This window comes from Staphylococcus sp. CWZ226 (assembly GCF_018986355.1).
GTDB classification, from domain to species: Bacteria; Bacillota; Bacilli; order Staphylococcales; family Staphylococcaceae; genus Staphylococcus; species Staphylococcus simulans.
On the sequence record NZ_JAHMSB010000009.1, the window covers coordinates 41,690 to 68,037 of the forward strand.

Genomic DNA, 26,348 nt, shown 5'->3' on the forward strand with positions numbered 1-26,348 from the left:
AGTTATATTTATTGATTTACTTTAACCATTGAAGGGCGTAATACACGATCCTTCAATTTATAACCAGTTTGAAGCTCTTGTGTAACTTCACCTGATTCATATGAATCATCACTATCTTGCATAACAGCTTGGTGGAAGTTTGGATCAAATTGTTGTCCTAAAGCTTCAATTTTCTCAAGGCCGTTTTCTTCTAGTGCGCGTAATAAGCTTTCATAAACCATTTGTACCCCTTTTTGCAGAGATTTAAATGATTCGTCTTCACCTTCTATTTGTAACGCACGTTCAATGTTATCAATAGTCGGCAAGATATCCGTTAAAACACTTTGAGCTTGATATGTTTTTAATGTTTGATTTTCTTTTTGAATACGTCTCTTATAGTTTTCAAACTCTGCATACAGACGTAAATATTTTTCTTCTTGTTCTTTTAACTCATCTTTTAGTTGTTGGATTTCATTCTCTTCTTGATTCTCTTCAGAACCATTTTGAACGTTTTCGGTATTCTCAGTTGATTGAGTATCTTCTTCAGTATTTGAATTTACAGTTGCATCTTCGTTCTCAGCAACTTCTTCATTGTTAACTGATTGATCTTTTTCTGCCATTTTCTGTCCTCCAATACATTTCAAAACTATATTTTATATAGTAATTGAATTACATTTTGATAACGCATAGCGGTCGGTCCAATAACAGCTATGTGTCCTTTAAGATGTTCATCAATATGATAATCACTCATCACAATTGAGATGTCCTCTAGGTCATTATCAATTTCTTTTCCTATTTTAACATCGATTCCAGAATGATTATCTTTTTCGAACAGTTTCAATATCTTATTGGACTCTAAATATTGAAGAATTTGTTGTATTGAATTCACATTCTGCTCATTCAATGTATCAATCAAATTTGATTTACCACCAAGGTAGATGTCTTTCTTGCTATCATTAACTCTTTGATAAAGTAAATCTGTTAATTGATGAATTGTTGTGATGTCGCTCGAATGTTCCATTGCTTCATCAACAAAACTTTTATTGTTATAAAGTTCTTTGATGTAATTCGCTATTTGAATTAAACGCGCTTTAGAAATCTTTTCGTCTACTGCTAATTGAATATGTTCAACATTTCCTGTTTCGAACACAATTACCATAATAACCAAATTAGCGGTTGCGTTAAACAAATGAACATCGCTGATTAAATCTTTTGATTGATTTGGTTTCATTACCAACGTAGTATACTGTGTAAATAATGACAATTCATTCGCATACACACTTAGTGCAGCAGATAAATTAAAGTTATATTCCATTAACAGTTTATTTAAACGTTGGTTATTCGTTTCTTTTAGAGGAGAAGTATTTTCCAACAGTTGGTCTACATAATATCTAAAACCCTTTAATGAAGGTGACCTTCCTGATGATGCATGAGATTTTTCTACTAAACCAAATGATTCTAATTGTTTCATTTCATTTCTTATAGTAGCTGGACTCACATCAACATTATGTCTCTCAATAATTGTTTTAGAACCGACAGGTAGACCATAATCCACATAATCTTCAACAATGGCATTTAAAATGCTCAATTGTCTATCTGTAATCATGTTTCCACCTCATTAGCACTCTCTTCTTCCAAGTGCTAATTATAATTTATCAAATTGGTCAAAGTAAGTCAATGTTAAAGCCTTGACCTCTTAAAATTAATCTAATAAGAATGCTTCAAAGACTTCATTACCAATAACTTTACCTCGATCAGTCAATTTAACAGCGTTATTGTCATTAATAATTAAGCCCTTTTTACTTAGGTCAGTAAGTGCCTCAGCATAGATTTGATCAATGTTTTCATTGAATTTATGATTGAACACAGATTTATTTACCCCTTGATTCATTCTTAAACCTAAAAACATCTGTTCTTCCATTTGTTCGCGATGAGTGGGTGTGGTTTGATGTAAAATAGGACGTTCGCCGTTTCTAATCTTCTTAATATAGTGATTAACAGGATTGACATTTGAGTACCTTATTCCATGAACGTATCCACTGGCACCTGCTCCGAAGCCATAATAACCTTCGTTCATCCAATACACTTTGTTGTGTTCAGATTCATGACCAGGTTGACCAAAATTTGAAATTTCATATTGATGCATTGAAGATTGATTAATTTTATCAAGTAATAGCTCATACATTTCTTCCCCTACATCTTCGTTTGGAAGTTTTAACTTTCCTTTTCTATATAAATTATAAAATTGAGTTTTAGGTTCAAGAATTAGACCGTAACTTGAGATATGATTAATATCCATTGATAACGCAATATCTAAACTGTCTTCAAATTGTTTAAGTGTTTGACCAGGAAGATGATACATCAAATCAAGACTGATAGAGTTAATCTGGTATTGATTAGCGAGCTCGACAGCATTGTATATATCTGCCGTATTATGTGTACGCCCAAGTACTTTTAATAAATCTTGGTCAAACGTTTGAACACCCATTGAAATGCGATTGACGCCGTAGTCTTTTAAAAGTTTAATCTTCGATGGTGTAAGTTCATCTGGATTTGCTTCAAAAGTATATTCTCCTGAAATAGTAAAGTGCTCATTGATAGCTTTTAACAAACGCTCTAATTGTGACTCATTTAACGCTGTAGGTGTGCCTCCTCCTACAAACATTGTTTTTAATGTGCGATTGTCAGCTGTTTTAAATTCTTCAATTAAGCAATCTAAATACTCATCAACTGGTTGATTTTGTATAAAGTATTTATTGAAATCACAGTAAGTACAAATTCTGACACAAAATGGAATATGAATATATGCACTTTTAACTTTCATATTTTCGCCTCGCTTTTAGGACAAAATTCAAAATAAAAAGCTGGGACATTAGAGTCCCAACCTTATTATTAATCTTCATCCATTTTTAATACTGCTAAGAAAGCGTCTTGAGGTATTTCAACATTACCTACTGCTTTCATTTTTGCTTTACCTGCTTTTTGCTTTTCTAATAATTTACGTTTACGGCTGATATCCCCACCATAACATTTCGCAAGTACATTTTTACCCATTGATTTAATATTTGTACGGGCAATGATTTTATGGCCAACTGCAGCTTGTACGGGTACTTCGAATTGTTGTCTAGGGATTAACGTTTTTAATCTTTCAACAAGCGCTTTACCGCGTTCATATGCAAATTCTTTATGAACAATAAAACTTAAAGCATCTACTTTTTCGCCGTTTAATAAGATATCCATTTTAACTAAATCACTTTCTTTATAGCCGATAAGTTCATAATCAAATGAAGCATAGCCTTTTGTATTTGATTTAAGTTGGTCGAAGAAATCAAATACTACTTCTGAAAGTGGAATTTCATAAATAATATTGACACGAATATCATCTAAATAGTCCATATTGATAAATTGTCCACGCTTACGTTGGCATAATTCCATAACGGCACCTACATAATCATTCGGTACCATCATTGTTGCTCTAACGTAAGGCTCATAAATTTCATCAATTTGATCTCTCTCAGGCATTTGTGCTGGATTATCAACGATTTTTTTCTCACCATTTTTTAGAATACATTCATAAATTACAGATGGAGCTGTCGCAATTAATTCGATTCCAAATTCTCGTTCGATACGTTCCTGAATAATTTCCATATGCAGCATGCCTAAGAATCCTGTACGGAAACCAAAGCCTAAAGCTTGAGAAGTCTCAGGTTCGAATTCTAGTGATGAATCATTCAGCTGTAATTTTTCTAAGGCTTCTCTTAAATCATTGTATTTTTTATTATCAATTGGGAATAAACCACAGAACACCATTGGATTCATTTTTTTATAACCTTTTAATGGTTGTGCTGCTGGGCGTTCTGCATGTGTGATAGTATCCCCTACACGTGAATCATCCACATTTTTGATGCTTGCGATGATGTAGCCAACATCTCCAACAGTTAGTTCTTCGACTGGAAGTTGTTTAGGTGTGTTAATACCAACTTCGGTTACCTCGAATTCTTTACCAGTCGCCATCATTTTGATTTTGTCCCCTGCTTTAACTACGCCATCCATAATTCGAATTGAAGAAATAACACCTCTATAAGCATCATATTCAGAGTCGAAAATTAATGCTTTTAATGGTTCAGAAGGATCGCCTTCTGGTGGTGGTACGACTTCAACGATTTTTTCTAATATTTCTTCAATACCAATATTAGATTTAGCACTTGCTAAAACTACATCATCTTGATCTAAACCAATAACATCTTCAATTTCTTGTTTAACACGTTCAGGATCTGCAGCTGGTAAATCAATCTTATTCACTACAGGAAGTAATTCTAAGTCATTATCAAGTGCAAGGTATACGTTTGCCAGTGTTTGTGCTTCGATACCTTGTGCAGCATCTACAACTAAAATAGCCCCTTCACATGCTGCTAAAGAACGAGAAACTTCATAAGTAAAATCGACATGCCCTGGTGTATCAATTAAGTGGAAAATATAATTCTTACCATCTTTAGCTTCGTATTTTAATCTAACCGCATTCAACTTAATAGTGATACCGCGTTCTCTTTCTAAATCCATTGAATCTAATAATTGTGACTGCATTTCTCGTGTTTCAACACTTTTAGTGTTTTCTAAAATTCTATCAGCCAACGTTGACTTTCCATGGTCAATATGGGCAATGATAGAAAAGTTTCTAATATTTTCTTGTCGGTTTAACCGTTCTTCATTATTCATTCTATCTACTCACTTTCATAATATTCAAATAGAGCATTATGTATGATATTCTTTGATATAATAACGTGTTTGCCCCATAATTGCAACTAATGGCAATTTCATGTACATTTTACTGACAGACTCTATTTTACTGTAAATCATCGCTTGTTAAAAGCTTCATTGAAAATAAATGATTGCAGTTTAATAGTACATTTGATAAAATGTTTCTTGTTGTAATCAAATATTTATTTGATGATCATAGATCACTTTTAGGAGGTGACATTCAATGCCAAATATTAAATCTGCTATTAAACGTGTTAAAACAACTAACAAAGCTGAAGCACAAAACATTTCTCAAAAAAATGCTATGCGTACTGCAGTTAAACGTGCGAAAACAGCTATCGCTGAAAACGCTGAAAACAAAAATGAATTAGTACGTATCGCTGTGAAAAAAGTCGACAAAGCTTATCAAGCTAACTTAATTCACTCAAATAAAGCTGACCGCATTAAATCAAAATTAATGGTTGCAGCTAAATAATGAAAAAGTTCAAGCATCTGCTTGAACTTTTTTTATATGGATAAAATAAAGAGTTCTAATATAAGCTGTTTGTCCATATACGAAGATTTTAATTTATAATCAGTTTCAGCACATGCATTCATAATATTCATCAAGTGCTTCAAATCATACTGTCTAGATGCTCTCAATGCTAATTTCACTCTAAATGGATGGACACTGACAGTTTTAGCGATTTGAGCTTGTGAATAACCTTTTTTAGCTAGAATTTTGCATTGATAATATAACCTGAAATTACTAGCAATCAAAGCCAACAACTTAATTGGTTCTTCTTTTAGAGTAATTAAATCATTCACTAAATGCACTGCTTCAGTTTTTTTTCCTTGTTGAATATAATCTGTTAATAAGAAAACGTTCTGCTCTAGGCTTCTATTTACAATTGTCTCAACACCTTGTTTAGTTATAGTTGGACGATCTCCTAAATATAAGATAATTTTTTCTAACTCTTGTTTAACTAAGTTAAAATTTATACCTGTTAAATCAATAAATAAGTTCAAAGCATCTTGTTTAATATCCTTATATTGTTCATTTAAGGTATGCTTAATCCAATTTTTAAGCTCATCTTCAGACATTTGCTCGATTTTAACCAGTTTTGTATATTTTTTTAAGCTTTTAACAAGCTTTTTACGCTCGTCTAGCTTAGGATTATAAACTTCAAATATAACCAATGAAGGACCATCATATTTTTCAATAAATTCCTGCAGTTGCTCTATATTATGATTTAAATCTTTATTACCTCTATCACCTGTAAAGATATAAGCGTTTTTCACAATAACAGCCTTCAAGTCAGAGAAGAACGGTAAAGTTAAAGCTTCTTCAATACATACACTGATTTCAGTTTCATTTAAATTAAAACTTGCATAATTGAATTCATCTTTTTCACCTTGCAAATACTGTTGTGTAAGTTCTTGCGTTTTCTTTTCTATAAGCTCTGGAACTTCACCATAAATAGTAATAATATTATTTTCCACAACTTGCACCTCTCAAAATTAGCATACTTAAGTATTATATCATTTGTCCGATAGTCAGACCATTTATAATTATTTTTCAGTTTCCACCTCAATTTCCTTATTTAATTTGAAAGTCACTTCCCCATTGTTTTGCGTATTGTATAACTTAGTACCTACTTTTTTTAATCTATCTACTACAGATTTATTAGGTAATTTATATACGTTGTTTTGACCGCTCGATATAATACTATAAGTAGGATGAATAGTATTTAAATATACTTCACTATTACTTGTTTTACTGCCATGATGTCCTACTTTCAATATATCTATTTTCGGAAGTTTATAATTCGATAGCAACTTCTGTTCATTTTTTATTGTCGCGTCTCCAGTTGTTAATATGTTATAGGTCTTAGTTTGTATCAAAGCTATTATTGAATGATCGTTTAAATCCTTACTTTGAGTGATTGCCGTATTATAAAATTTTATTTTATTATCTCCTAGTTTAATCGAAGAAATACTATTAACATCTAATAGAGTGGTTTTATATTTATGACACAAGTCTTTCAATTGCATTAATGTGTGAGTGGGATAACTTTTAAAATTAATGATTAAGCGTTTAATGTGAACATGGCTAATTATATAATCTAATTCACCGATATGATCAGCATGTGGATGTGTAATAATGACATAATCTAACGAAGAAATACCCCTTTTACGGAGGGTTGGAAGCACATGAAACTTGCTGATAGAATGAGAAGCATTTGCATTCTTGGTACTAAAATCAAAGAGCTCATTTTCGTTTTGTGCCTTACCTCCTGTGTCTATTAATATGCGTTGTCTAGCTCCTGTTTCAAATAAAAAAGAATCTCCTTGTCCAACATTAAGTGCTGTAAATCTTAAATGTGGTAATGATGCTGAATAAGTAATAATGATACTTCCAAGTATAAAAATAACAGTAGAATTTTTTATTTTGCCATTTGTAGTTAACGTAAGCATCAATACGAGCCAAATAAGGGTACCAGCTAAAAGTAAGCTGTTCATTTCCCCTATAAACCATCTATAGCATGTTAAATGCTTGAAAATCGGAATTAAGAGCGTGTCATGTAACCAATAACTAAACGAGATTATTTGATTTAATAACAGATTTGAACCAAAAAATTGATAATAGAAAAAAGTTAAGATAGCAATGGGAAATAGAATGAATGAATAAAATGGTATAAAGATGAAGTTAGCAACAAAACCAATCCACTGAATCTGATTAAAATGAAACGCACTCACTAAAAATGATCCGATTTGTGCTATGAATGTCATTGCATACATAGATTGTATAGTTGTTAATGTTTTTAAAATTGGAGCGCATAACATAATGAAAAAAGTGATTAAGAATGAGAATTGAAATCCAATATCAAAAACGATATCAGGATTGGTAACACATAAAAAAAGGAAGACTGTTGCTAGTATGTCTAATAATGATTGATAGAATCTTTTTGGAATAATCATGACTAAGGACATACAAAGTATTGCTCTTAAAGCGCTCGGTGCAAAATTAGTATAATAAGCAAATAAAAACAATACGAAGATAATAAAAGTCTTTGTAATAAAAAGAGGAATAGAGAAACGATTAAATACAAAGTAAAATATAGATGCTATTACAACGACATGTGAACTACTTACGGCCAATAGATGATAAATGCCGATTTCTTTATCAAGTTCAATTGCACCTTTATCAATATAACTGACATCCCCTGTAATCATTGCATAAGTATTTTGCCAGTATGGAGAATTTGATTTTAAGCGAGTTAATGAAAAAGCCTTGTGTTTTTCAATTATTGAATGAACGGAATTTGACTCGATAGCAGTGCACGATTTCGCATTAAATTTATTTACCATAAGTGAAATCGTGTCGTTAAAATCCGAATCAACTTTTAGCTGCCCTTCTACAATACAATTTAAGTTTGAGGGTAACTTTTTCAATTCAATTAAATGACTTTTTTGCTTTGGAAAATAGAAAAGTTTGACTGAATGATTTTGTAATTTTGCTATCCCTTCTACATATTTTTCGTTTTTAACCTTTAATTGAGTAATTTCAATGCGATTATTCAAATGACTATGAATCTTAAACCACTTTAAATCTTGAATATTAGACTTTATATGGCTAGAGAAAATTTCATAACTTATTATAGGTTGACATAATATCAATATGGTTAATAATATTGGTAGCTTTCTTTTGTATAACATTAAAAATAATAAGCCGGCAAGAATGTATGCAAGCGGCTTATTATATATCAATAAGATGCCTTCTAAAAATGCAAGTGCGATATATATCAAATATGAATCACTTCTTCGTTAAGAATTCTGCAACTTGATCGGCATCAAATGGTATTTTTTTATATTCAATCCCTGATTGTTTCAGTAATTTTAAAGCATAATCATGGTTATGGTAATCTTTAGCATAGTAGATTTTCTTAATACCTGCTTGAATAATAGATTTCGTACAGTTCAAACATGGGAAATGTGTGACATATATCGTTGCTCCTTCAGTTGAAACACCCTGTTTTGCACACTGAAGAATCGCGTTCATTTCTGCATGTATTGTTCTTATACAATGTCCATCTTCCATTAAACAACCTTCGTCAATACAATGTACTTCACCTGCAACTGAACCATTATAGCCACCAGCTATGATTCTATTATCTTTCACTATAGTAGCCCCTACAGATAATCTTGTACATGTTGAGCGAAGAGATAACAAATGGCTTTGAGCCATAAAGTATTCTTCCCATTTAATTCTTTCCACACTTTGAACCTCCTTTGTCTTATAACAATACTATTTTATTACAAATCTGCACAGTAATAAATCAATATTGTTAAACTGTAAAATATTCTTTTAACTTCTCGAACGATTTTTCTCCGATACCTTTAACATTTTTCAATTGATCCACACTATTAAAAGGTCCTTTTGTTTCTCTAAATTCAATGATCGCCTTTGCTTTAGAAGGCCCTAAGCCGTTCACAGTAGTTAATTCATTTTCTTTGGCACTGTTAAGGTTAACTTTCGTTTGTGGTGATTTATTAGTGCTTTGTGTACTAGAGGTGCTTATGCTACTACTTGTTGTTAGATTTTGACCTTTCTCTGGTATGAAAATCATTTTTTGGTCAGTTAATTTCTCCGAAAGATTGATAGTTGTTAAATCAGCCTTGCTCGTTAGCTTTGCTTTATTTAACACATCTTTTATACGTTGATTATCTTTCATTTCATAAATATCAGGGTGTTCAACAGCTCCTTTAACATCTACCACTACTACTTTAGTTTTTCTATTTGCTTCAGTTTCTGTGTCGGCCTCTTTGTTTGATTCTCTCTTATTTGAAAAATTTTGTTTGTCATTATCTAAATGAGAGTTGCTCACATTTTGAGCAGTTGATTCTATTTCTTGGTTACTACTATCAGAGTGTAGTTTCATTAAAATAAAAGCAAGCACAATAACTGCAATAACCAATAACCATGAGAAATGCTTATATTGGTTATAGTAGTGTTTTAACTGTTCTAACATAAAAAATTCACTCCTTTATCTTTTAAACGTTTAAAGGAGTGATTTTTCTTCTTTTATTTTTTAACTATGAAGAATAAGCGATCGCTTTGTTCATCATGATTTTTAATATCAAAGTCATAAAATGTATGAATGTGGCTAAAACCAACTTCATTAAGCATTTCAATATATGCTTGTTCGCTGAATGTTTTTTGAAAATGCTCTTCATCAAAACGTCGATAACTTCTATCGTCTTGTTGTTCAAAGAAAGTCATATAATGCCATACACTGTCAGGTAAATCACCTTGAATTGCTTCCCATGCTAAAAAGATATGTTCAGTTTCATCAATATATGTTTGATTTGCAAATAGCGTATTCATTTTAAACTTTGAGTGGACATCAAAGATAAATGTTCCATCAGTATTTAAATGGCGATATACATGTTTAAATGTTTCAATAACATCATGTTGATCAGTAATATAATTTAATGAATCACACAATATAGTAATGACATCAAAATTTTGACCTAATTCAAAATCTGTCATGTCACCCTCAATCCATCTAACTGAATCAGACTTTTGGGAAGCAACTGCGAGCATATCACTACTTAAATCCATTCCTGTTACACTTTTAAAATCAGTTAATAACGTCGTCAAACTACCAGTACCACAGCCAATATCCAATATACTAGTTCGCTTAGAAGTTGCTTGTCGTATAATTTCTAGCCATTGATTGTATGGTTGATCTTGTGTAAGCTCATCATAATATTGGCTAAAGCCTTCATACTGGCTCATTTAATAAGCTTCCTCATATGTTTTCATCGGTGCATCTCTATAAAGTTTTTCAATGTTATAATAGCCGCGTTCATCTTTATGGAAGATGTGTACGATAACACCAGATAAATCTAATAAAATCCATCTTGCTTCGTTTAAACCTTCAAACACTGAAACATTAATACCTTCTTTATCTGCAGCTTCTTTTACCGCTCTACCGATTGCTTGTACTTGACGTTCATTATTACCATGACAAATAACAAAGTAGTCTGCCATATCATGAATACCTTCTAAATTAAGTGAAATAACTTCTTCTGCTTTTTTACTTTCAACTGCTTTAATCGCTATATCTAAAATTTGTTCTACTTGCATTTAATCATCCTTTATTCTTTCATCACTGAAATTATAGTAGTTTAAACAATCAATCGTCGCTTTGTACACACTGATATCTTTACCAATTAAAAATAGCACTGTTCTTTTAGAGATTTCATAAATTGTTTGATCTAAGTTGCCTGGTTGTTCTGCCATTCCTCTAATTTCTTCAACGCCTGGTATTTCTCTTTTTGGTTCAATATAGTCCGCAATAAAAACCAATTTTTCTGTTTTTGTCATTTGTGCACGACCAGTCGTATGATAGTGAATAGCAGCTAATACTTCTTCATCAGTAATACCATACTTCTCTTTCATAATAACTGCACAGACTGGGCCATGTAAAATTTCTGAACCATAACTTAATAAATCTGGGTCTAAATTATGCTGACCTACAATTTGATACATATATCCTAAATCATCATATTTTGAAAAGTCATGTAAAACACCAGCAAGTTCAGCTTTTTCCACGTCCCCTTTATGGATTTCAGCTAAATGTTTTGCTGTCTCAGCTACTCTTAATGAATGTTTATATCTTTTCTTTGGCAGTTTTTCTTCAACTAGTTTGATAGCTTCTTCAATTTTCATATAATCGCTCCCTTCTGATATATGATTCAACCTGTTTAGGAACTAGAATTTGTATTGATTCACCTGATTGTACACGGTGACGAATCAATGATGAACTGATATCAATTCTAGGTATCCTTACAGCTATCATGTCTTCTGATACTTCCTGTACTTCTTTACCTCGATTGACAACAACAAATGTAACAATTTGTTTAAGTTCATCAATACGATACCAACGTTCTAATTGTTCGTATTGGTCTGTGCCGATAATAAAGAAAAGTCTTGAATCAGGATGTTCAGATTTAATTGCATTTAGTGTGTCGTAAGTATAACTTTGACCTTGTCGTTCTATTTCATCCAAGCATACCTCACCAAATCCTAATTCTTCTGTAGCGATCTCTAACATCTTTAGACGATGCGTTGTGTTTAATTCAGAATTATGGCTTTTAAGTGGTGACATGTAACTCGGTAAAAATAAAAAACGATCTGGTTTTAATTGATGATACACTTCACTTGCTACAGCTAAATGTGCTGTATGAATTGGATTGAATTGGCCCCCGTATAATACTATTGATTGCGTCATTAATTAAGGTAATTCAATTTGCTTATTTTCTTTTGATTCTTTGTATAGAACAATCATAGACCCAATTACTTGTACCAATTCACTATTTGTTGCTTCACTTACAGCTCGTGCAAGTTCACTTTTATCATCCATATTATTTTGTAAGATATGAATTTTTATTAACTCTCTATTTTCTAAAATTTCATCTAGTTGCTCAATCATATTTTCATTTAAACCAGCTTTTCCAATTTGAAAAGTAGGGTTCACATGATGCGCTTTACTTCTTAAAAATCTCTTTTGTTTTCCTGTAAGCATTTAATTTCTCCTTTTTAATTGTTCGATTACTGCCGTTTTCATCGCCTCAGTATCAGCTGTTTGACCTGTCCAAATTTTAAAACTTTCAGCACCCTGATTAACAAACATATCCAAGCCATTATATATAGGATTACCTTTTTCTTCAGCGAGTGCTAATATCGGCGTTTTGGATGGAATATAGACGATATCACTAACAAGTGTGTGAGGTGCTAGGTTGTCTAATGATATCACTACATCTTTATTTTTATTCATTCCAGCAGGTGTAGTATTTATGACAATATCAAAACGATCCAACATTTTTTCAGCATCACTTAGCGTTAATTGTTCTACAGATAAATCCCAAGTATCGAATCTGCTCATTGTACGATTCGCAACAGCTAAAGGTGTTGTAACAATCTCATTCAATGCGGCTGCTAAACCTTTACTAGCGCCACCTGCTCCTATTAGCAATATTTTTGCATTTTCTAGTTTTGGATATACTTCTTGCAACCCTTTAACATAACCAATGCCATCAGTGTTATAACCTAACCAACGACCATTTTCAATCTTCACTGTATTAATAGCGCCAATTGTTTCGGCATGTGAATCTATTTCATCAAGGTAAGGTATAATGTTTTCCTTATGCGGAATAGTAATATTAAAACCATCCAATTGTTTTTCATTTATAATTTCTTTAATTAAATGAAAATGTTTTGGTGGAATGTTTAATGCTTCATAAGTGTCATCTCGCTTTAACGCTTTAAAGTTTGCGTCGTGCATAATTGGAGATAACGAGTGGTCTATAGGATGACCGATTACTGCAAATTTCATAACTATCACCTGCTACATGATTGAATTTCTCAATACAACATCAACTGATTTCGGAACTCTGACAATAACTTTTGCTCCAGGTCCAATTGTTATAAAACCTAACCCTGCAATCATTACGTCTCTCTTCTCTTTACCCGTTTCCAAGCGTACTGCTTTCATTTCGTCTAAATTAAAATCATCTTTATTACTTGGTGGTGCTAATAATTTACCGAGCTGAGTACGCCATAACTCATTGGCTTTTTCAGTTTTAGTCCGATGAATCGGCAAATTATTAGAAAAATAACAAACCAGTGGGCGTTTACCTCCAGAAACGTAATCGATTCTTGCTAATCCTCCAAAGAAGAGTGTTTGTTCTTCGTTTAATTGATAAACACGTTGTTTTACTTCTTTATTAGGCATAATTTGTTTAAGTTCTTTTTCAGAAACATAATGCGTCATTTGATGATCTTGTATGACACCAGGTGTATCGTACATAAATGAATGATCGTCTAATGGAATATCTATTAAATCTAAAGTTGTTCCTGGGAATCGTGAAGTTGTTACTACATTCTTTTCACCTACACTTTGTTCAATCAGTTTATTGATTAATGTAGATTTCCCAACGTTGGTTGTGCCTACGATATAAACATCTTCTTGTTTTCGGTGTTGTTGGATAGCTTCTAATAAATCTTGAATCCCGTATCCTTTTTCTGCAGAAATTAAAACAACATCTTCCGCTTCCAACCCATATTTTCGCGCGGATTTTTTCAACCAATCTTTAACACGGCGTTTATTAATTTGTTTAGGTAATAAATCAATTTTATTCGCTGCAAGAATCACTTTTTTATTCCCTACAATACGCTTTAAAGCATTTATGAAGGAACCTTCAAAATCAAAGATATCTACAACATTGACTACAAGTCCTTTTTTATCTGCAAGATGATTTAATAAGTCCAAGAAATCTTGGCTATCCATACCCACATCTTGAATCTCATTATAATTTTTTAATCTGAAACAGCGTTGACATATCACATCTTCTTTATGCAGATTGTGCGCTGGCACATAACCTGGTTTCTTTGGATCATCGGCTTGTAAAGTCGCACCGCATCCAATACATTTCGTTTCTGTCAATCAATTTTCCTCCCATTTAATATAGCCTTTTCTTTTGTATCTGTGTAATAAACGTCTTTCAATAATTCGATTGAATTTCGTGATAAATCCATCAGTTTTTTTAACAGGAACAACCATAACAGTATACATGCCGCGTCTATTACCGCCAAAGACATCTGTCATCATTTGATCACCAATAACAACAGTCTCTTCAGGTTTTAATCCCATACGTTCTGATGCATGTTTAAAGGCTTTTCCCATCGGTTTTTTAGCTTCAAAGATATAGTTGACTTTGAGTGGTTGGCAGAAACTAGACACTCTGCCTTGATGGTTATTTGAAACCACTGTCACTTTGATACCTTTTTCATTCAACATATTAAACCAATGAATGACTGCCGGTGTCGGATCAGCTTCGTCCCAACCTACTAATGTATTGTCCAAATCCGTAATAACGCCTTTGATTCCATTTTCTGCTAACTGATCAAAGTCTATTTCATGGATTGATTTAACATAAGCATTCGGCATAAAATTCCTACTTAAAATTCCCATTACATTAATCCACCTTATCTTTATAATGATTTTAACATTTGGAGTACAGTTTCACTTGATGTTTTCGCTGCTTCTCCAATGAATTCATCAAACGTAATATTTGCTTCGCCATTCGCTAAATCTGATACTGCTCTTGTAATAATAAACGGTGTGTTAAATTGATAACATGTTTGTGCAATTGCTGCAGATTCCATCTCTACAGCCATAGCTTTAGGGAAATGTTCTTTAATGTATTCACGTTGTTTAACTTCACCGATAAAACTGTCGCCGCTGACAATCATACCTAAGCGACCTGTTAAGTTTTGTTTCTCAATAACAGCTTGTGCTAATTCTGCTAAGTTATCATCCGCTTCATACGCAATCGGCATATTCGGAATTTGTCCCAATTCATAACCAAATGCCGTCGCATCCGCATCATGATACATCGCTTCTGTTCCAATTAAGACATCACCCACATTCAACGAGTGATCTAGCGCCCCTGCAGAACCTGTATTCAAAATTGCCTCTGGGGAGAATTGTTGAATAAGTAAAGCAGTGGAGATACTTGCGTTAACTTTACCGATACCGCTTAACGTCAAGACGACTGCTTTATCATTAATTTTACCTTTATAAAATTTTACATGAGCAATGGTAACTTCTTCTAAACCCTCAATATGTTCTTTTAATATCATTATTTCTTCTTCCATTGCGCCAATGATTCCTATCATTGCCATTTCCCCTTTCAAATGAACTATCAGTGATATTTTATCATAATTTGTCTAGTGCAACGACCAAAGACCATGTTCACCACGATCATCACATAAAAAAGGTTGGCGCTTTACTTTTGTCCATTTGAAGCAAGCTTCAAACAAAAGTATCACCAACCCTTTGTTATCTATTTATCATAAAGCGATATCAGCCTTTGTGATAAATGATTATTGTGATTGAATATTAGTAATTTTCACTTTCATTTCTGCACCGTTTGGAAGTGGTACACGAACTTCGTCTTCTAGGTGTTTACCGATTAAACTTTTTGCAATCGGTGATTCGTTTGAAATTTTGCCATTGAATGCATCTGCTTCTGCAGACCCAACAATTTGATACACTTCTTCATCGCCATCAGGCAGTTCAACAAATGTCACAGTTTTCCCGATTTGTACCACATTGTTATCGCCTGTATCTTCAATAATCAATGCATTGCGAATCATGTGTTCAATACGTTGGATATCTTGTTCAATGAAACCTTGTTCATCTTTCGCTGCATCATACTCAGAGTTCTCAGATAAGTCCCCGAAAGAACGTGCAACTTTGATTTTTTCTACGACTTCAGGTCGTTTGACAGTTTTTAATTCTTCAAGTTCTTGTTCTAGCTTTTCAAAACCTTCTTGGGTCATTGGATATTGTTTTTGGTTTTCCATATTTTCATCTTCCTTTACTCAAGTGTTACTGTTGATTTTGTATTAATGATTGGATTTTTGTCGTCATTATATCGATAGCAACTTTATTACTGCCGCCTTCAGGGATAATAATATCCGCATAACGTTTAGTCGGTTCGATGAATTGATTATGCATCGGACGTACGACAGACATATATTGATCAATGACAGATTCCATAGAGCGACCTCGCTCTTTCGTATCACGCATCAAGCGTCTTAAGATACGTAAATCTGCATCGGTATCGACATAAATCTTAACATCCATTAAATCACGTAATGTTTTGTTTTCTAGTGCAAATATTCCTTCTACGATAATAACATCTTTCGGTTGAAATGCAATGGTTTCAGGGCTTCTCGTATGATTGACATAATCATACGTCGGTACCTCTACAGGTATACCATTGCGTAAATTGATTAGATTTTGAATCAATAAATCATTATCGAACGCAAACGGATGGTCATAATTCGTTTGTAAGCGTTCTTCAAATGTTAAATGTGATTGGTCTTTATAATAGTAGTCTTGTGCAATTAATGCAACACTATGACCTTCTAAATTATGCAGAATTTCGTTTGTGACTGATGTTTTACCTGATCCAGAACCGCCTGCAATGCCTATAATGGTAGTGGCTTTCATTATCCTATTTCCTTTCGCATCATGTTGTTTGGATAAATATCATGATCCACTTTAAATTGAACAATTTGAAGTGGGTGACGTGCAGCATCTAATTCATTGCCTTCTTCGTCATAAATCGCTTCGACGACTTGTGTAAAGTTATCGATTTCAGGACCGAAGAATTCAATTTCTTGTCCAGGTTTAAAGTGATTACGCTGTTGTATTGTCGCCATTTTTGTTTCTTTGTCATAGTCTAACACTAAACCGCAGAAATCATATGGTGTTTTCTTATTAGATTCATTACCGAACATTTGTTGTTGATAACCTGGTGTGCCTTCAAAGAATGAAGAAGCAGTGTCTCTGTTAGCACATTTATCTAATTCTATTAACCACTCTGGTTTAATTTTAAAGTTGTCAGGGTCTGCTGCATAAGCATCAATCACTTTACGATAGACAGAAACAACAGTCGCAATATAGTGAATTGATTTCATACGTCCTTCGATTTTAAGTGAATCAATACCGATATCCATCATGTTTGGAATAGATTCGATTAACTTCAAGTCTTTAGGACTCATCGCAAATGGAACGACTTCTTCTTCTTTATAAAACAAGTCTAAGTCGCCATCTTCATCGACTTCTAATAAGTCATAATCCCAACGACAGCTTTGGCAGCATCCGCCGCGGTTAGAGTCACGTGCTGTCATATGATTACTTAAAGTACAGCGGCCGGAATATGCGATACACATTGCGCCATGGATAAAAGCTTCGATTTCGATATCTACTTTTTCTTTCATCTCTTTCATTTCCATTGCGCCTGTTTCACGTGCAAGTACAACACGATCTAAACCTTCTTCTTTCCAATACTCTACTGCTTTATAGTTACTTAGTGATTGTTGTGTTGATAAATGAATTTCAAGTTTAGGTGCGACACGTTTACATGTTTCAATAATCAATGGGTCCGCAACAATAATTCCTGTTGCGCCTGTGGCTTCTAGATTTCTTAAATAATCTTCTAAACCATCCATATTTTCATCATGCGCGATGATATTTGTTGTGACATAAATTTTTGCACCGTATTGTGATGCGAATTCAACGCCTTCTTTGATTTCTTCCATTGTGAAGTTATCAGCATTAGAACGGAGTCCATATTCTTGTCCGCCTAAAAAGACTGCGTCTGCCCCATAATGTACAGCAATTTTCAGTTTTTCCAAGTTACCTGCAGGTGCAAGCAACTCTGGCTTTTTCACTTGGCGTTTAGCTTGTGTTTTTACTTCTTTAACTTGAGTAACCAAGATTTTTCCTCCTTAATAAACGGTATGTTTGAATAAGAATCCTTCATCGAATGGTCGATGGTCTGGTTGAATGGCTTCAATCGGATCAACGAGCATGAATTTTTCATCTTCATAAGCTTCAGGGTCTTCATGATATAAATCAATGGCTTCTCTATATTGTTCTGTACATACGTTAATATATTCTTCTGTATGTAATACACCATCAATTTTCAAGCTGTCGATGCCCGCTTCAAGCAACGGCTCTAGCTCTTCAATCAAGCAGATATCATTCGGTGACATAATATGTGTGCCGTTATAATCTTCAAACACCGGATATTGATTTTCGCGTTCTTCATCATATAACAATAAATCCTTGTCTGTTTCATTACGTTTTATCTTCATTTGTCTGTCTTGGAATGTATAATAATTGCCGAGCAGCATACGTTTTGATTGGAACATACATGTCATACCATGGACTTGTACTTCAATTTCAACATCCGCATGTGCTTTAATGTTCAAGATTTCTTCTAAATTCAATTCGCGCGCAAGTACAGCACGTTTCGCACCACGTTTACCCCAGTAATTGCACTGGAAGTAGTTTGTGACTAATGCTTCAGCGTCCCAGTTCAAAGCAATTGGGTTTTGTTGTGCTTTAACATACATCACGACTGCCGGGTCACCGAAGATAATGCGATCTACTCTGATTTCGTGTAAGAAATCAATATAATCTTCTACAGCGTTTAAGTGATAGTTATGAAAAATACCGTTAACAGCCGCATATGCTTTTTTGCCATGTGCATGAATGATATCGACCGCTTCTATCATCGCAGTACGATCAAATTCACCTGCTAAGCGTAAACCGAACTTTTGTTCGCCTATCACAAAAGCATCAGCACCTTTTTCAATTAAAGTCTCAATATGTGCGACTGATTTAGGTGTCACGAGTAATTCTGTCATTTCGAGTCTCCTTTTACGGCTATTGCTAAACCGTCTTCTATATCTAAAAAGTTTGTTTGATATGCTTCGTTATCATTTAACCATGCGTTGAACTTTTGAATCTTCTTCACCATTTGTTTAATATTTCTGCTGCGAACTACATCAATATCAGCAACAAAATCATGATATAAAATGTTATCAATGACGACTAAACCGCCTTCTCTAAGCATGGGGGTATACAGTTCAAAGAATTTCTTTGTTTGTGCTTTTGCCGCATCGATAAATATCATATCGAACAGTGTATCAGAGACTTGGTCAAATGTTTCTCTCGCATCTCCATAAATCATATGAATTTGCGTTTGATATCCAAAGTCTTCAATGTTTTGTTCAGCTTGTTGATACATGTTTTTATCACGTTCAATCGTCCATATATGCACAGAAGGATCAACAGACGCAAAATGCATAGCGCTATAGCCAATAGCAGTACCGATTTCTAAAATACGCTTAGGCTGATGGATGCGTATCAACTGTTTGATCATATCTAATGATAAAGGATGAATAATCGGTACCTCATGTTCTATCGCATAAGGTCTTAATCTTTCTAATGGATGGGAATGCTTTTGTGATAACGCAACTAAATAACTTTCATTTTTGCTCATATTTCTCTTCCTTTATCCATACAATGTACAAAAGAATAAAAATAAATCAGTCGCAGTTTGACTGATTCTTATATCGCTGTTGCACATATCATTATTTAACTTTACATATTTTACCATAAAACCTATTGAATATTAAGTACTCAGAATGAATATCTGCAAAATACTTTGTTATGAGTCAAGTGCAAATTGTATTTCGAGGCACGAAAAAAGCGGAGGATAACCTCCGCTTCATAACTGCTCATTTATTCCATTTCAGTGTTAACGATTTCTTCAATCATGTCCCACTCTTCTTCAGTTTCAACTGGTAAGAATTTACCGCCGTCACCAGACTCATCTGGGACATTGATCATCGGAATTAATTCAATCATATCATCGTCGTCTGACGCTTCGCCTTCTTCAGCTAAAATGACATATTCTTTGTCAAATTCAGGATGATAAAATTCTAATACTTTACGATAAAGGACTTCATTGCCTTCTTCATCGAATAAAGTTAATAATTCCTCATCGTTATTGATTTGTAATTCCGCTTCTTGATTTTGATTTTTCTCTGACATAAATAACGCTCCTTTTACGGTAAATTAAAGTGAATCTAAATAGCCTTGTAAGATAAACACAGCTGCCATTTTATCGATGACCTTGCTGCGTTTTTTTCTAGAAACATCTGCTTCTAACAATGACCTTTCAGCTGCCATTGTACTTAGGCGCTCATCCCACATTACCACTTTAAGATCTGGTAATGCTTCAAGGAGTGCTTCTTTGTATTTTAACGAAGCTTCGCCTCTAAATCCAATAGAATTATTCATGTTCTTCGGTAATCCTATCACGACAGTATCTGCATCCTCTTGTTTGATGATAGCTGCCAAGCGGTCTATACCTAATTCATTTTCTTCTTCATTGATTCGGAGTGTATCTAAGCCTTGAGCAGTCCAACCCATTAAGTCGCTCACAGCAACGCCGACTGTTTTGCTGCCAACATCTAATCCGATAATTTTATGTGATAACATTGATTATTCTTTATCTGATACCTTCAAATAATTAGAAACAAGTTCTTCCATGATATCATCACGATCGATACGTCTGATTTGATTTCTTGCTTCGTTATGACGTGGGATATACGCAGGATCTCCTGAAAGTAAATATCCTACAATTTGGTTTACTGGATTGTAACCACGTTCTTCAAGGGTACGATACACATTAGTCAGCACGGATTTAACATCATCTTTTGGTACTTCTTCAATATTGAAACGCATTGTTTTATCAAAATTGTTCATTTTACTACACACTCCTTCTACTATAGTAGGCTGATACATCCTCTATTCTACATGAGAGTGCAAGGAGATTATAGTGATTTAATGTAGTTTTTAATGAATTGTAATGCATCTGTTATCTTACTTGGCTCGCTGCCGCCGCCTTGTGCCATATCTGGACGACCGCCGCCTTTACCGCCGACAACAGGTGCCATTTCTTTAATAATGTCGCCTGCTTTGACTTTATTTGTCTCTGATTTCGGTACCGTCGCAACTAAAGCAACTTTACCACCGACATCACTTGCTAAAATGATGACCGCATCTTGTAATTTAGATTTGAAATCATCCATAGTTTGTCTTAAGGCTTTCGCATTGTCTGCTTCTACTTGTAACGCTAATACTTTCAACCCGTTAATGTCTTCAACTTGATCATCTAAGCTGCCCATTTTTAGTGCAGTGATTTCTTGGTTACGTTGTTCTAATTGTTTGTGTAATTGTTTTTCGCTGTCAATCACGTGCGTTACTTTTTCAGCCACTTGTGTATCGTCTTTAGCTTTCACTAAGTGTTTCACTTCATTGAATTTATCTTGGATACCTTCAAGGTATAAGAATGCTGCTTTACCTGTTAAGGCTTCAATACGTCTGACACCAGCACCTGTACCTGATTCGCTGACAATTTTAAATAAACCGATTTCTGATGTGTTTTGAACATGAATACCGCCGCATAATTCAATTGAGAATGGTTTCATATCTACAACACGGACAATATCGCCATATTTTTCACCGAATAATGCCATTGCACCTGAAGCTTTGGCTTCTTCAATCGGCATTTCTTTGATTGAAACATTGATGCCGTTCCAGATTTGTTCATTGACACGACGTTCAATTTGTTCTAATTCTTCTTTAGTCACAGGACCGAAATGTGAGAAGTCAAAACGTAAACGTTCGCCTTCAACGAGTGAACCTGCTTGATTGACATGGTCACCTAACACTTCTTTCAGCGCAGCATGTAATAAGTGGGTTGCACTATGGTTTTTCGTAATAGCACGGCGTTCTTCTTGGTTAACTGAAGCGTCGACTTGTGCACCTTTTGTGACTTGACCGAATTGCACGATACCTTTATGCAAGTTTTGACCATTTGGTGCTTTCGTTACTTCAGTCACTTCAATTTCGAAGTTGTCATTGCCGACTGTACCTTGGTCAGCCACTTGTCCGCCTGAAACAGCATAGAATGGTGTTTGTCTTAAAATAAAGTAAACTGTTTCACCCGCATCTGCTTGTTCTACCGCTTCGCCATTATAAATTAAGTCTGTTAACTCCGTTTGATAATCTGTATGTGTATAACCGACAAATTCACTATCTGTCGTGATATTTTTCAACACTTCACTTTGAATCTGCATTGATTGTGAATTTTGACGTGCTTGACGTGCACGATCTCTTTGTTGCTGCATTTCTGTTTCGAATGTTGCCATATCGACACTTAAACCTTCGTTACCAGCGATTTCTTCAGTCAATTCAACTGGGAAACCATACGTATCATATAATTTGAACGCATCTTCACCTTTAATCATTTTATCGCCGTTTTTAGCTGTTTTGATAAATTGATTTAAAATTGCTAAGCCTTCTTCTAATGTTTCGTGGAAACGTTCTTCTTCAGATTTAATGACACGTTTAATGAAATCTGCTTTTTGTTTTACTTCTGGATAGTAAGGTTCCATAATGTCTGCCACTGTATCGACAAGTTCATACATAAATGGTTTGTTGATATCTAAAGATTGGCTGAAACGAACTGCACGACGTAATAAACGGCGTAAGACATAACCGCGACCTTCATTTGCTGGTAAAGCGCCATCACCGATTGCGAATGCGATGGTTCTGATATGATCCGCAATGACTTTGAATGCAACATCTTGCGTAGCATCTTGTTGATATTTCTTACCTGAAATTTGTTCAACTTCTTCAATGATTGGGATAAATAGGTCAGTTTCATAGTTAGTACGTACATTTTGCGCAATCGATGCCATACGTTCTAGACCCATGCCGGTATCAATGTTTTTATTTGGAAGTGGTGTATACGTATGATCTGGATTATGGTTGAATTCACTGAATACTAAGTTCCAAACTTCTAAGTAACGTTCGTTTTCGCCACCTGGATACATTTCTTCAGCCGGATCATCTTGACCATAGTCTGGACCACGGTCATAGAAGATTTCTGTGTTCGGACCTGATGGACCTTCACCGATATCCCAGAAGTTGCCTTCAATACGAATAATACGGCTTTCATCTAAACCGATGACATCGTGCCATAAATCGAAAGCTTCCATATCTTCAGGGTGAATGGTCACGTATAATTTTTCAGGTTCCATACCCATCCAACGATCACTAGTTAAGAATTCCCAAGCAAATTCAATCGCTTCACGTTTGAAATAATCACCAATAGAAAAGTTCCCTAACATTTCAAAGAAAGTATGGTGGCGTGCAGTAAAACCAACGTTTTCAATATCGTTTGTACGAATCGCTTTTTGCGCGTTCACGATACGTGGTTTTTTTGGAATTTCTCGTCCATCAAAGTATTTTTTTAATGTCGCAACACCTGAGTTGATCCATAATAATGAATCATCATCAATCGGTACTAAAGGTGCAGAAGGTTCGACCATATGTCCATTTTCTTTAAAGTAATCAATGAAATTTTGTCTGATTTCACTCGCTTTTAATCGCTTCATAAATAACTCACTCCTAATATACATATTTAAAACATTGCCGTATAGGTTCTTTCACAAAATAAAAATGCATTCATCCTCAAAGGGACGAATGCATCGCGGTACCACCCTAGTTATGCAGCAAATTATCCTGCATCACTCTTGTTCTTATACGGACTGACATAAAGTAGCGTTCAGCAAATGATGCGATACCTTACACCACCCGGTACCTCTCTTAGGCATAACGATTTGCTTACTCGGCTTTATGCGAATTAATTTTATTTTAGTCTGACAGACTTTAAAAGTCAACATATATCATACTTCACACAACACTTTATTCATGATTAAAAGTATAAGGTGTGACCTTACCCATACCAATCATCGGGTCAATTTCATAAATCGTTGCTTCTGTTAATTCTACGAGTTGTTGTGCAGGTGCTGAGGTTGTTTGATCATTTATTTGTTCATCTGCTTGTTCTTCATTTGTTTCACTCTCATGACCGAAGTAATCTCTGAGCAATTGTGCGAGTCTCGTCATACGAACTTGGCCATGGGTCTTCATACCGATGTCAAAGGCTTGGCTGTCACCAAGAAAAACTAAAGATTGTTTGGCACGTGTAAGTCCTGTATAGATAATCGGACGCTGCAACATGCGATAATATTGTTTTACAATCGGCATAATAACAATTGGAAACTCTGAACCTTGTGCTTTATGAATGGAAGTGCAATAAGCATGTGTTAACTCCATCATATCTTGTTTGGTAAATGTAATTTCATTGCCTTCAAAATCGACGACAAGTATATCTTTATTTAATTCGTTTTCACGTGCCCAGAAGATACCGACAATCACACCGATATCGCCATTGAAAATATTATCATTAGGACGATTCACAAGTTGTAAGACTTTGTCGCCCTTTCTAAAGACCGCTTCTCCGAACTCAATCTCTCTTGCATCTTCAGCTTTAGGATTCAAGATATCTTGTAATACTTTATTTAAACGCTTAATGCCGGCACTGCCGCGATACATCGGAGCCAAGACTTGAATATCGCTCATATCGTAGCCTTTTTTAACAGCAGAACTCACCACTTTATTGACTACATCTGGTATTTGTTCAGCTGTACAAGGAATAAAGCTGCGATCGTGGAATCGCTCAGTAATGTCTATCGGCTGACCTAATTTCATTTTATGTGCGAGTTCAATGATACTAGAACCATCTTGTTGACGGTAAACTTCAGTTAAATTAACACGTGGAATGACTTTCGCATCAATTAAATCTTTAAACACTTGTCCTGGGCCGACTGATGGTAATTGGTCTTCATCTCCGACTAAAATGATTTGTGCATCAATCGGTACTGCATTCAAGAACTGATGAAACAACCATGTATCTACCATTGACATTTCATCAATAATGATGAGCTTAGCAGTAATTTCATTTTCTAAGACATCTTCAGGCTTGGTATCTTGACTCCAGCCGATTAAACGGTGGATAGTCATTGCTTCAAGTCCAGTTGATTCTTGTAAACGTTTGGCTGCACGTCCTGTAGGTGCAGCAAGCGCTATCGGATAATCATCTTCTTGGTAATCGTCATAGGATAAGGATAAACCATGCGTTTCCGCATAGAGTTCAACGATGCCTTTGATAACCGTTGTTTTACCGGTACCTGGACCACCTGTCAGCAGCATGACTTTTGAATTAATCGCTGTTTCAAGTGCTTCTTTTTGAGAAGATGCGTAGTTGACTCCATTCATTTCCTCGATTTCACCAATATTGATTTGTAAGTCAGATTGTTCAATATTCTCTAATTTAGCTTGATGTGACGCAATACGATACAGGTTCTGCACACTTTTGACTTCTGAATAATATAAGCTTGGGATAGAAAGTGTTTCATCCGCTTCCACCAACTTACTTTCTTCTGTCAATTCAAGTATCATTTTTTCTAACATACTGGCATCTATCGTTTGGTCATATCCCTTGCTTAACATCTCTAACGAAGTTTCTAATACATAATCTTTAGGTAAAAATGTATGACCTTGTTTAATACACTCTTCTTCTATCGTATAAAGCAGACCTGCTTTTAAGCGTTCAGGGGCATTATATTCTATGCCTAAATTCTTAGCTAAAGTATCTGCTTTATGGAAACCGACACCACGTACATCATAGACAAGATCATATGGATTTTTCTCTATCGTTTGTAAGGTGTCACTTTGATAAACTTGATAGATGCTCATCGCTAATTTCGGACCGAAGCCTAAATCATGAAGTCTGATCATAATTTTTTCTACTTCTTGATTACTGTAGATTTGATCTGCGATTTGACTTTGTTTCTTTTTAGATAAATTCGGTACATCTTCTAAGACTGAACGATCATCTAAAATTTTATTGATGGTATTTTCACCAAGTGTATTTACGATATTTTCAGCCGTTTTCTTACCGACACCTTTAAATAAATCACTTGATAAGTAACTGATAATCGCATCTTTTGTTTGCGGTACTTCTTTTTCGAAAGTTTCAGCTTTTAATTGTTTGCCGTATCTAGGGTGTGTCACAGCTTGACCTTTGAAGGTATAAACATCGCCTTCAGCAATTTCAGGAAAGAACCCCACAATTGTAGGCATATTATCAAAATCTTCATTGGTTTCAATCGGATCTACTTTTAATACGGTATAGAAATTATCTTTATTTTGAAATAAGATTGCTTCTACTGTTCCTTTGACCATCGAATAGTCAAACAATGTAGGGTTCTCCAA

The 26,348-nt window shown here is 34.5% G+C and carries 28 protein-coding genes; 1 reads left to right on the top strand and 27 read right to left on the bottom strand.

What is annotated here, in order from left to right:
• Window positions 1-8: 8 nt before the first annotated feature.
• The 4 genes from grpE to lepA form a co-directional block, all read right to left on the bottom strand.
• Window positions 9-599: a nucleotide exchange factor GrpE gene (gene grpE, locus KRR19_RS08350; protein WP_002481076.1), complete on the bottom strand. Its 591-nt coding sequence runs from the start codon at window positions 597-599 to the stop codon at window positions 9-11.
• Between the two features lie 26 nt (window positions 600-625).
• A complete protein-coding gene (gene hrcA, locus KRR19_RS08355; protein WP_002481077.1) occupies window positions 626-1,585 on the bottom strand; it encodes a heat-inducible transcriptional repressor HrcA in 960 nt (319 codons plus the stop codon).
• A gap of 96 nt (window positions 1,586-1,681) precedes the next feature.
• Complete coding sequence (gene hemW, locus KRR19_RS08360; RefSeq protein WP_107548356.1) at window positions 1,682-2,803, bottom strand: radical SAM family heme chaperone HemW; 1,122 nt, start codon at window positions 2,801-2,803, stop codon at window positions 1,682-1,684.
• A gap of 68 nt (window positions 2,804-2,871) precedes the next feature.
• Window positions 2,872-4,695: a translation elongation factor 4 gene (lepA, locus tag KRR19_RS08365; RefSeq protein ID WP_002481079.1), complete on the bottom strand. Its 1,824-nt coding sequence runs from the start codon at window positions 4,693-4,695 to the stop codon at window positions 2,872-2,874.
• 265 nt (window positions 4,696-4,960) lie between these two features.
• Here lepA and rpsT point away from each other — a divergent pair, with 265 nt between their 5' ends.
• Entirely contained in the window at window positions 4,961-5,212 is a 252-nt protein-coding gene (gene rpsT / locus KRR19_RS08370; RefSeq protein WP_216733586.1) for a 30S ribosomal protein S20, read from the top strand.
• A gap of 32 nt (window positions 5,213-5,244) precedes the next feature.
• On the opposite strand, the gene holA is transcribed toward rpsT, so the two are convergent.
• From holA to recD2, 23 genes are all read right to left on the bottom strand, one after another.
• The gene (gene holA, locus KRR19_RS08375; RefSeq protein WP_156666506.1) at window positions 5,245-6,219 is read right to left on the bottom strand and encodes a DNA polymerase III subunit delta; all 975 of its coding nucleotides are present in this window, start codon (window positions 6,217-6,219) and stop codon (window positions 5,245-5,247) included.
• A 69-nt stretch (window positions 6,220-6,288) separates the two neighbouring features.
• The gene (locus KRR19_RS08380; RefSeq protein WP_216733587.1) at window positions 6,289-8,526 is read right to left on the bottom strand and encodes a DNA internalization-related competence protein ComEC/Rec2; all 2,238 of its coding nucleotides are present in this window, start codon (window positions 8,524-8,526) and stop codon (window positions 6,289-6,291) included.
• 7 nt (window positions 8,527-8,533) lie between these two features.
• Window positions 8,534-8,995 carry a ComE operon protein 2 gene (locus KRR19_RS08385; RefSeq protein WP_002481084.1) on the bottom strand — a complete coding sequence of 154 codons (462 nt, stop codon included), beginning with the start codon at window positions 8,993-8,995 and terminating at the stop codon, window positions 8,534-8,536.
• A gap of 70 nt (window positions 8,996-9,065) precedes the next feature.
• Complete coding sequence (locus tag KRR19_RS08390) at window positions 9,066-9,749, bottom strand: ComEA family DNA-binding protein (RefSeq protein WP_156666504.1); 684 nt, start codon at window positions 9,747-9,749, stop codon at window positions 9,066-9,068.
• Window positions 9,750-9,802: 53 nt separating this feature from the next.
• Window positions 9,803-10,519, bottom strand: a complete 717-nt coding sequence (locus KRR19_RS08395) for a class I SAM-dependent DNA methyltransferase (RefSeq protein WP_156666503.1) — start codon at window positions 10,517-10,519, stop codon at window positions 9,803-9,805.
• Window positions 10,520-10,870 carry a ribosome silencing factor gene (rsfS, locus tag KRR19_RS08400; protein ID WP_002481087.1) on the bottom strand — a complete coding sequence of 117 codons (351 nt, stop codon included), beginning with the start codon at window positions 10,868-10,870 and terminating at the stop codon, window positions 10,520-10,522. It lies immediately after the preceding gene.
• Window positions 10,871-11,455, bottom strand: coding sequence for a bis(5'-nucleosyl)-tetraphosphatase (symmetrical) YqeK (gene yqeK / locus KRR19_RS08405; RefSeq protein ID WP_002481088.1), 585 nt, complete (start codon window positions 11,453-11,455; stop codon window positions 10,871-10,873). It lies immediately after the preceding gene.
• Window positions 11,445-12,017: a nicotinate-nucleotide adenylyltransferase gene (locus tag KRR19_RS08410; protein ID WP_002481089.1), complete on the bottom strand. Its 573-nt coding sequence runs from the start codon at window positions 12,015-12,017 to the stop codon at window positions 11,445-11,447. Before KRR19_RS08410 ends, yqeK begins: the two co-directional genes overlap by 11 nt.
• Before the next feature lie 3 nt (window positions 12,018-12,020).
• A complete protein-coding gene (gene yhbY / locus KRR19_RS08415) occupies window positions 12,021-12,311 on the bottom strand; it encodes a ribosome assembly RNA-binding protein YhbY (RefSeq protein WP_002481090.1) in 291 nt (96 codons plus the stop codon).
• Window positions 12,312-13,121 carry a shikimate dehydrogenase gene (gene aroE, locus KRR19_RS08420; protein ID WP_002481091.1) on the bottom strand — a complete coding sequence of 270 codons (810 nt, stop codon included), beginning with the start codon at window positions 13,119-13,121 and terminating at the stop codon, window positions 12,312-12,314.
• A gap of 12 nt (window positions 13,122-13,133) precedes the next feature.
• Entirely contained in the window at window positions 13,134-14,231 is a 1,098-nt protein-coding gene (yqeH, locus tag KRR19_RS08425) for a ribosome biogenesis GTPase YqeH (protein WP_002481092.1), read from the bottom strand.
• Window positions 14,232-14,759, bottom strand: a complete 528-nt coding sequence (locus KRR19_RS08430) for a YqeG family HAD IIIA-type phosphatase (RefSeq protein ID WP_002481093.1) — start codon at window positions 14,757-14,759, stop codon at window positions 14,232-14,234.
• A gap of 20 nt (window positions 14,760-14,779) precedes the next feature.
• Window positions 14,780-15,466 carry a 5'-methylthioadenosine/adenosylhomocysteine nucleosidase gene (locus tag KRR19_RS08435; RefSeq protein WP_105977997.1) on the bottom strand — a complete coding sequence of 229 codons (687 nt, stop codon included), beginning with the start codon at window positions 15,464-15,466 and terminating at the stop codon, window positions 14,780-14,782.
• Window positions 15,467-15,673: 207 nt separating this feature from the next.
• A complete protein-coding gene (gene greA, locus KRR19_RS08440) occupies window positions 15,674-16,156 on the bottom strand; it encodes a transcription elongation factor GreA (RefSeq protein WP_002481095.1) in 483 nt (160 codons plus the stop codon).
• 25 nt (window positions 16,157-16,181) lie between these two features.
• Window positions 16,182-16,808: a uridine kinase gene (gene udk / locus KRR19_RS08445; RefSeq protein WP_156666499.1), complete on the bottom strand. Its 627-nt coding sequence runs from the start codon at window positions 16,806-16,808 to the stop codon at window positions 16,182-16,184.
• On the bottom strand, window positions 16,808-18,079 hold the full coding sequence (locus tag KRR19_RS08450) for a peptidase U32 family protein (protein WP_105977996.1): 1,272 nt from the start codon (window positions 18,077-18,079) through the stop codon (window positions 16,808-16,810). The genes udk and KRR19_RS08450 overlap by 1 nt, the downstream gene beginning before the upstream one ends.
• A 12-nt stretch (window positions 18,080-18,091) precedes the next feature.
• A complete protein-coding gene (locus tag KRR19_RS08455) occupies window positions 18,092-19,015 on the bottom strand; it encodes a peptidase U32 family protein (protein ID WP_156666497.1) in 924 nt (307 codons plus the stop codon).
• Window positions 19,012-19,653: an O-methyltransferase gene (locus KRR19_RS08460; protein WP_156666496.1), complete on the bottom strand. Its 642-nt coding sequence runs from the start codon at window positions 19,651-19,653 to the stop codon at window positions 19,012-19,014. The genes KRR19_RS08455 and KRR19_RS08460 overlap by 4 nt, the downstream gene beginning before the upstream one ends.
• 242 nt (window positions 19,654-19,895) lie before the next feature.
• Window positions 19,896-20,207, bottom strand: coding sequence for a DUF1292 domain-containing protein (locus KRR19_RS08465; protein ID WP_002481100.1), 312 nt, complete (start codon window positions 20,205-20,207; stop codon window positions 19,896-19,898).
• Window positions 20,208-20,231: 24 nt separating this feature from the next.
• Window positions 20,232-20,657: a Holliday junction resolvase RuvX gene (gene ruvX / locus KRR19_RS08470; RefSeq protein ID WP_002481101.1), complete on the bottom strand. Its 426-nt coding sequence runs from the start codon at window positions 20,655-20,657 to the stop codon at window positions 20,232-20,234.
• 3 nt (window positions 20,658-20,660) lie between these two features.
• Window positions 20,661-20,924 (bottom strand): IreB family regulatory phosphoprotein, encoded by a 264-nt coding sequence (locus tag KRR19_RS08475; RefSeq protein ID WP_023015119.1) that lies wholly within the window; start codon window positions 20,922-20,924, stop codon window positions 20,661-20,663.
• A 68-nt stretch (window positions 20,925-20,992) separates the two neighbouring features.
• Window positions 20,993-23,623, bottom strand: a complete 2,631-nt coding sequence (gene alaS / locus KRR19_RS08480; RefSeq protein ID WP_107593443.1) for an alanine--tRNA ligase — start codon at window positions 23,621-23,623, stop codon at window positions 20,993-20,995.
• Window positions 23,624-23,933: 310 nt separating this feature from the next.
• The gene (recD2, locus tag KRR19_RS08485) at window positions 23,934-26,348 is read right to left on the bottom strand and encodes an SF1B family DNA helicase RecD2 (protein ID WP_119563850.1); all 2,415 of its coding nucleotides are present in this window, start codon (window positions 26,346-26,348) and stop codon (window positions 23,934-23,936) included.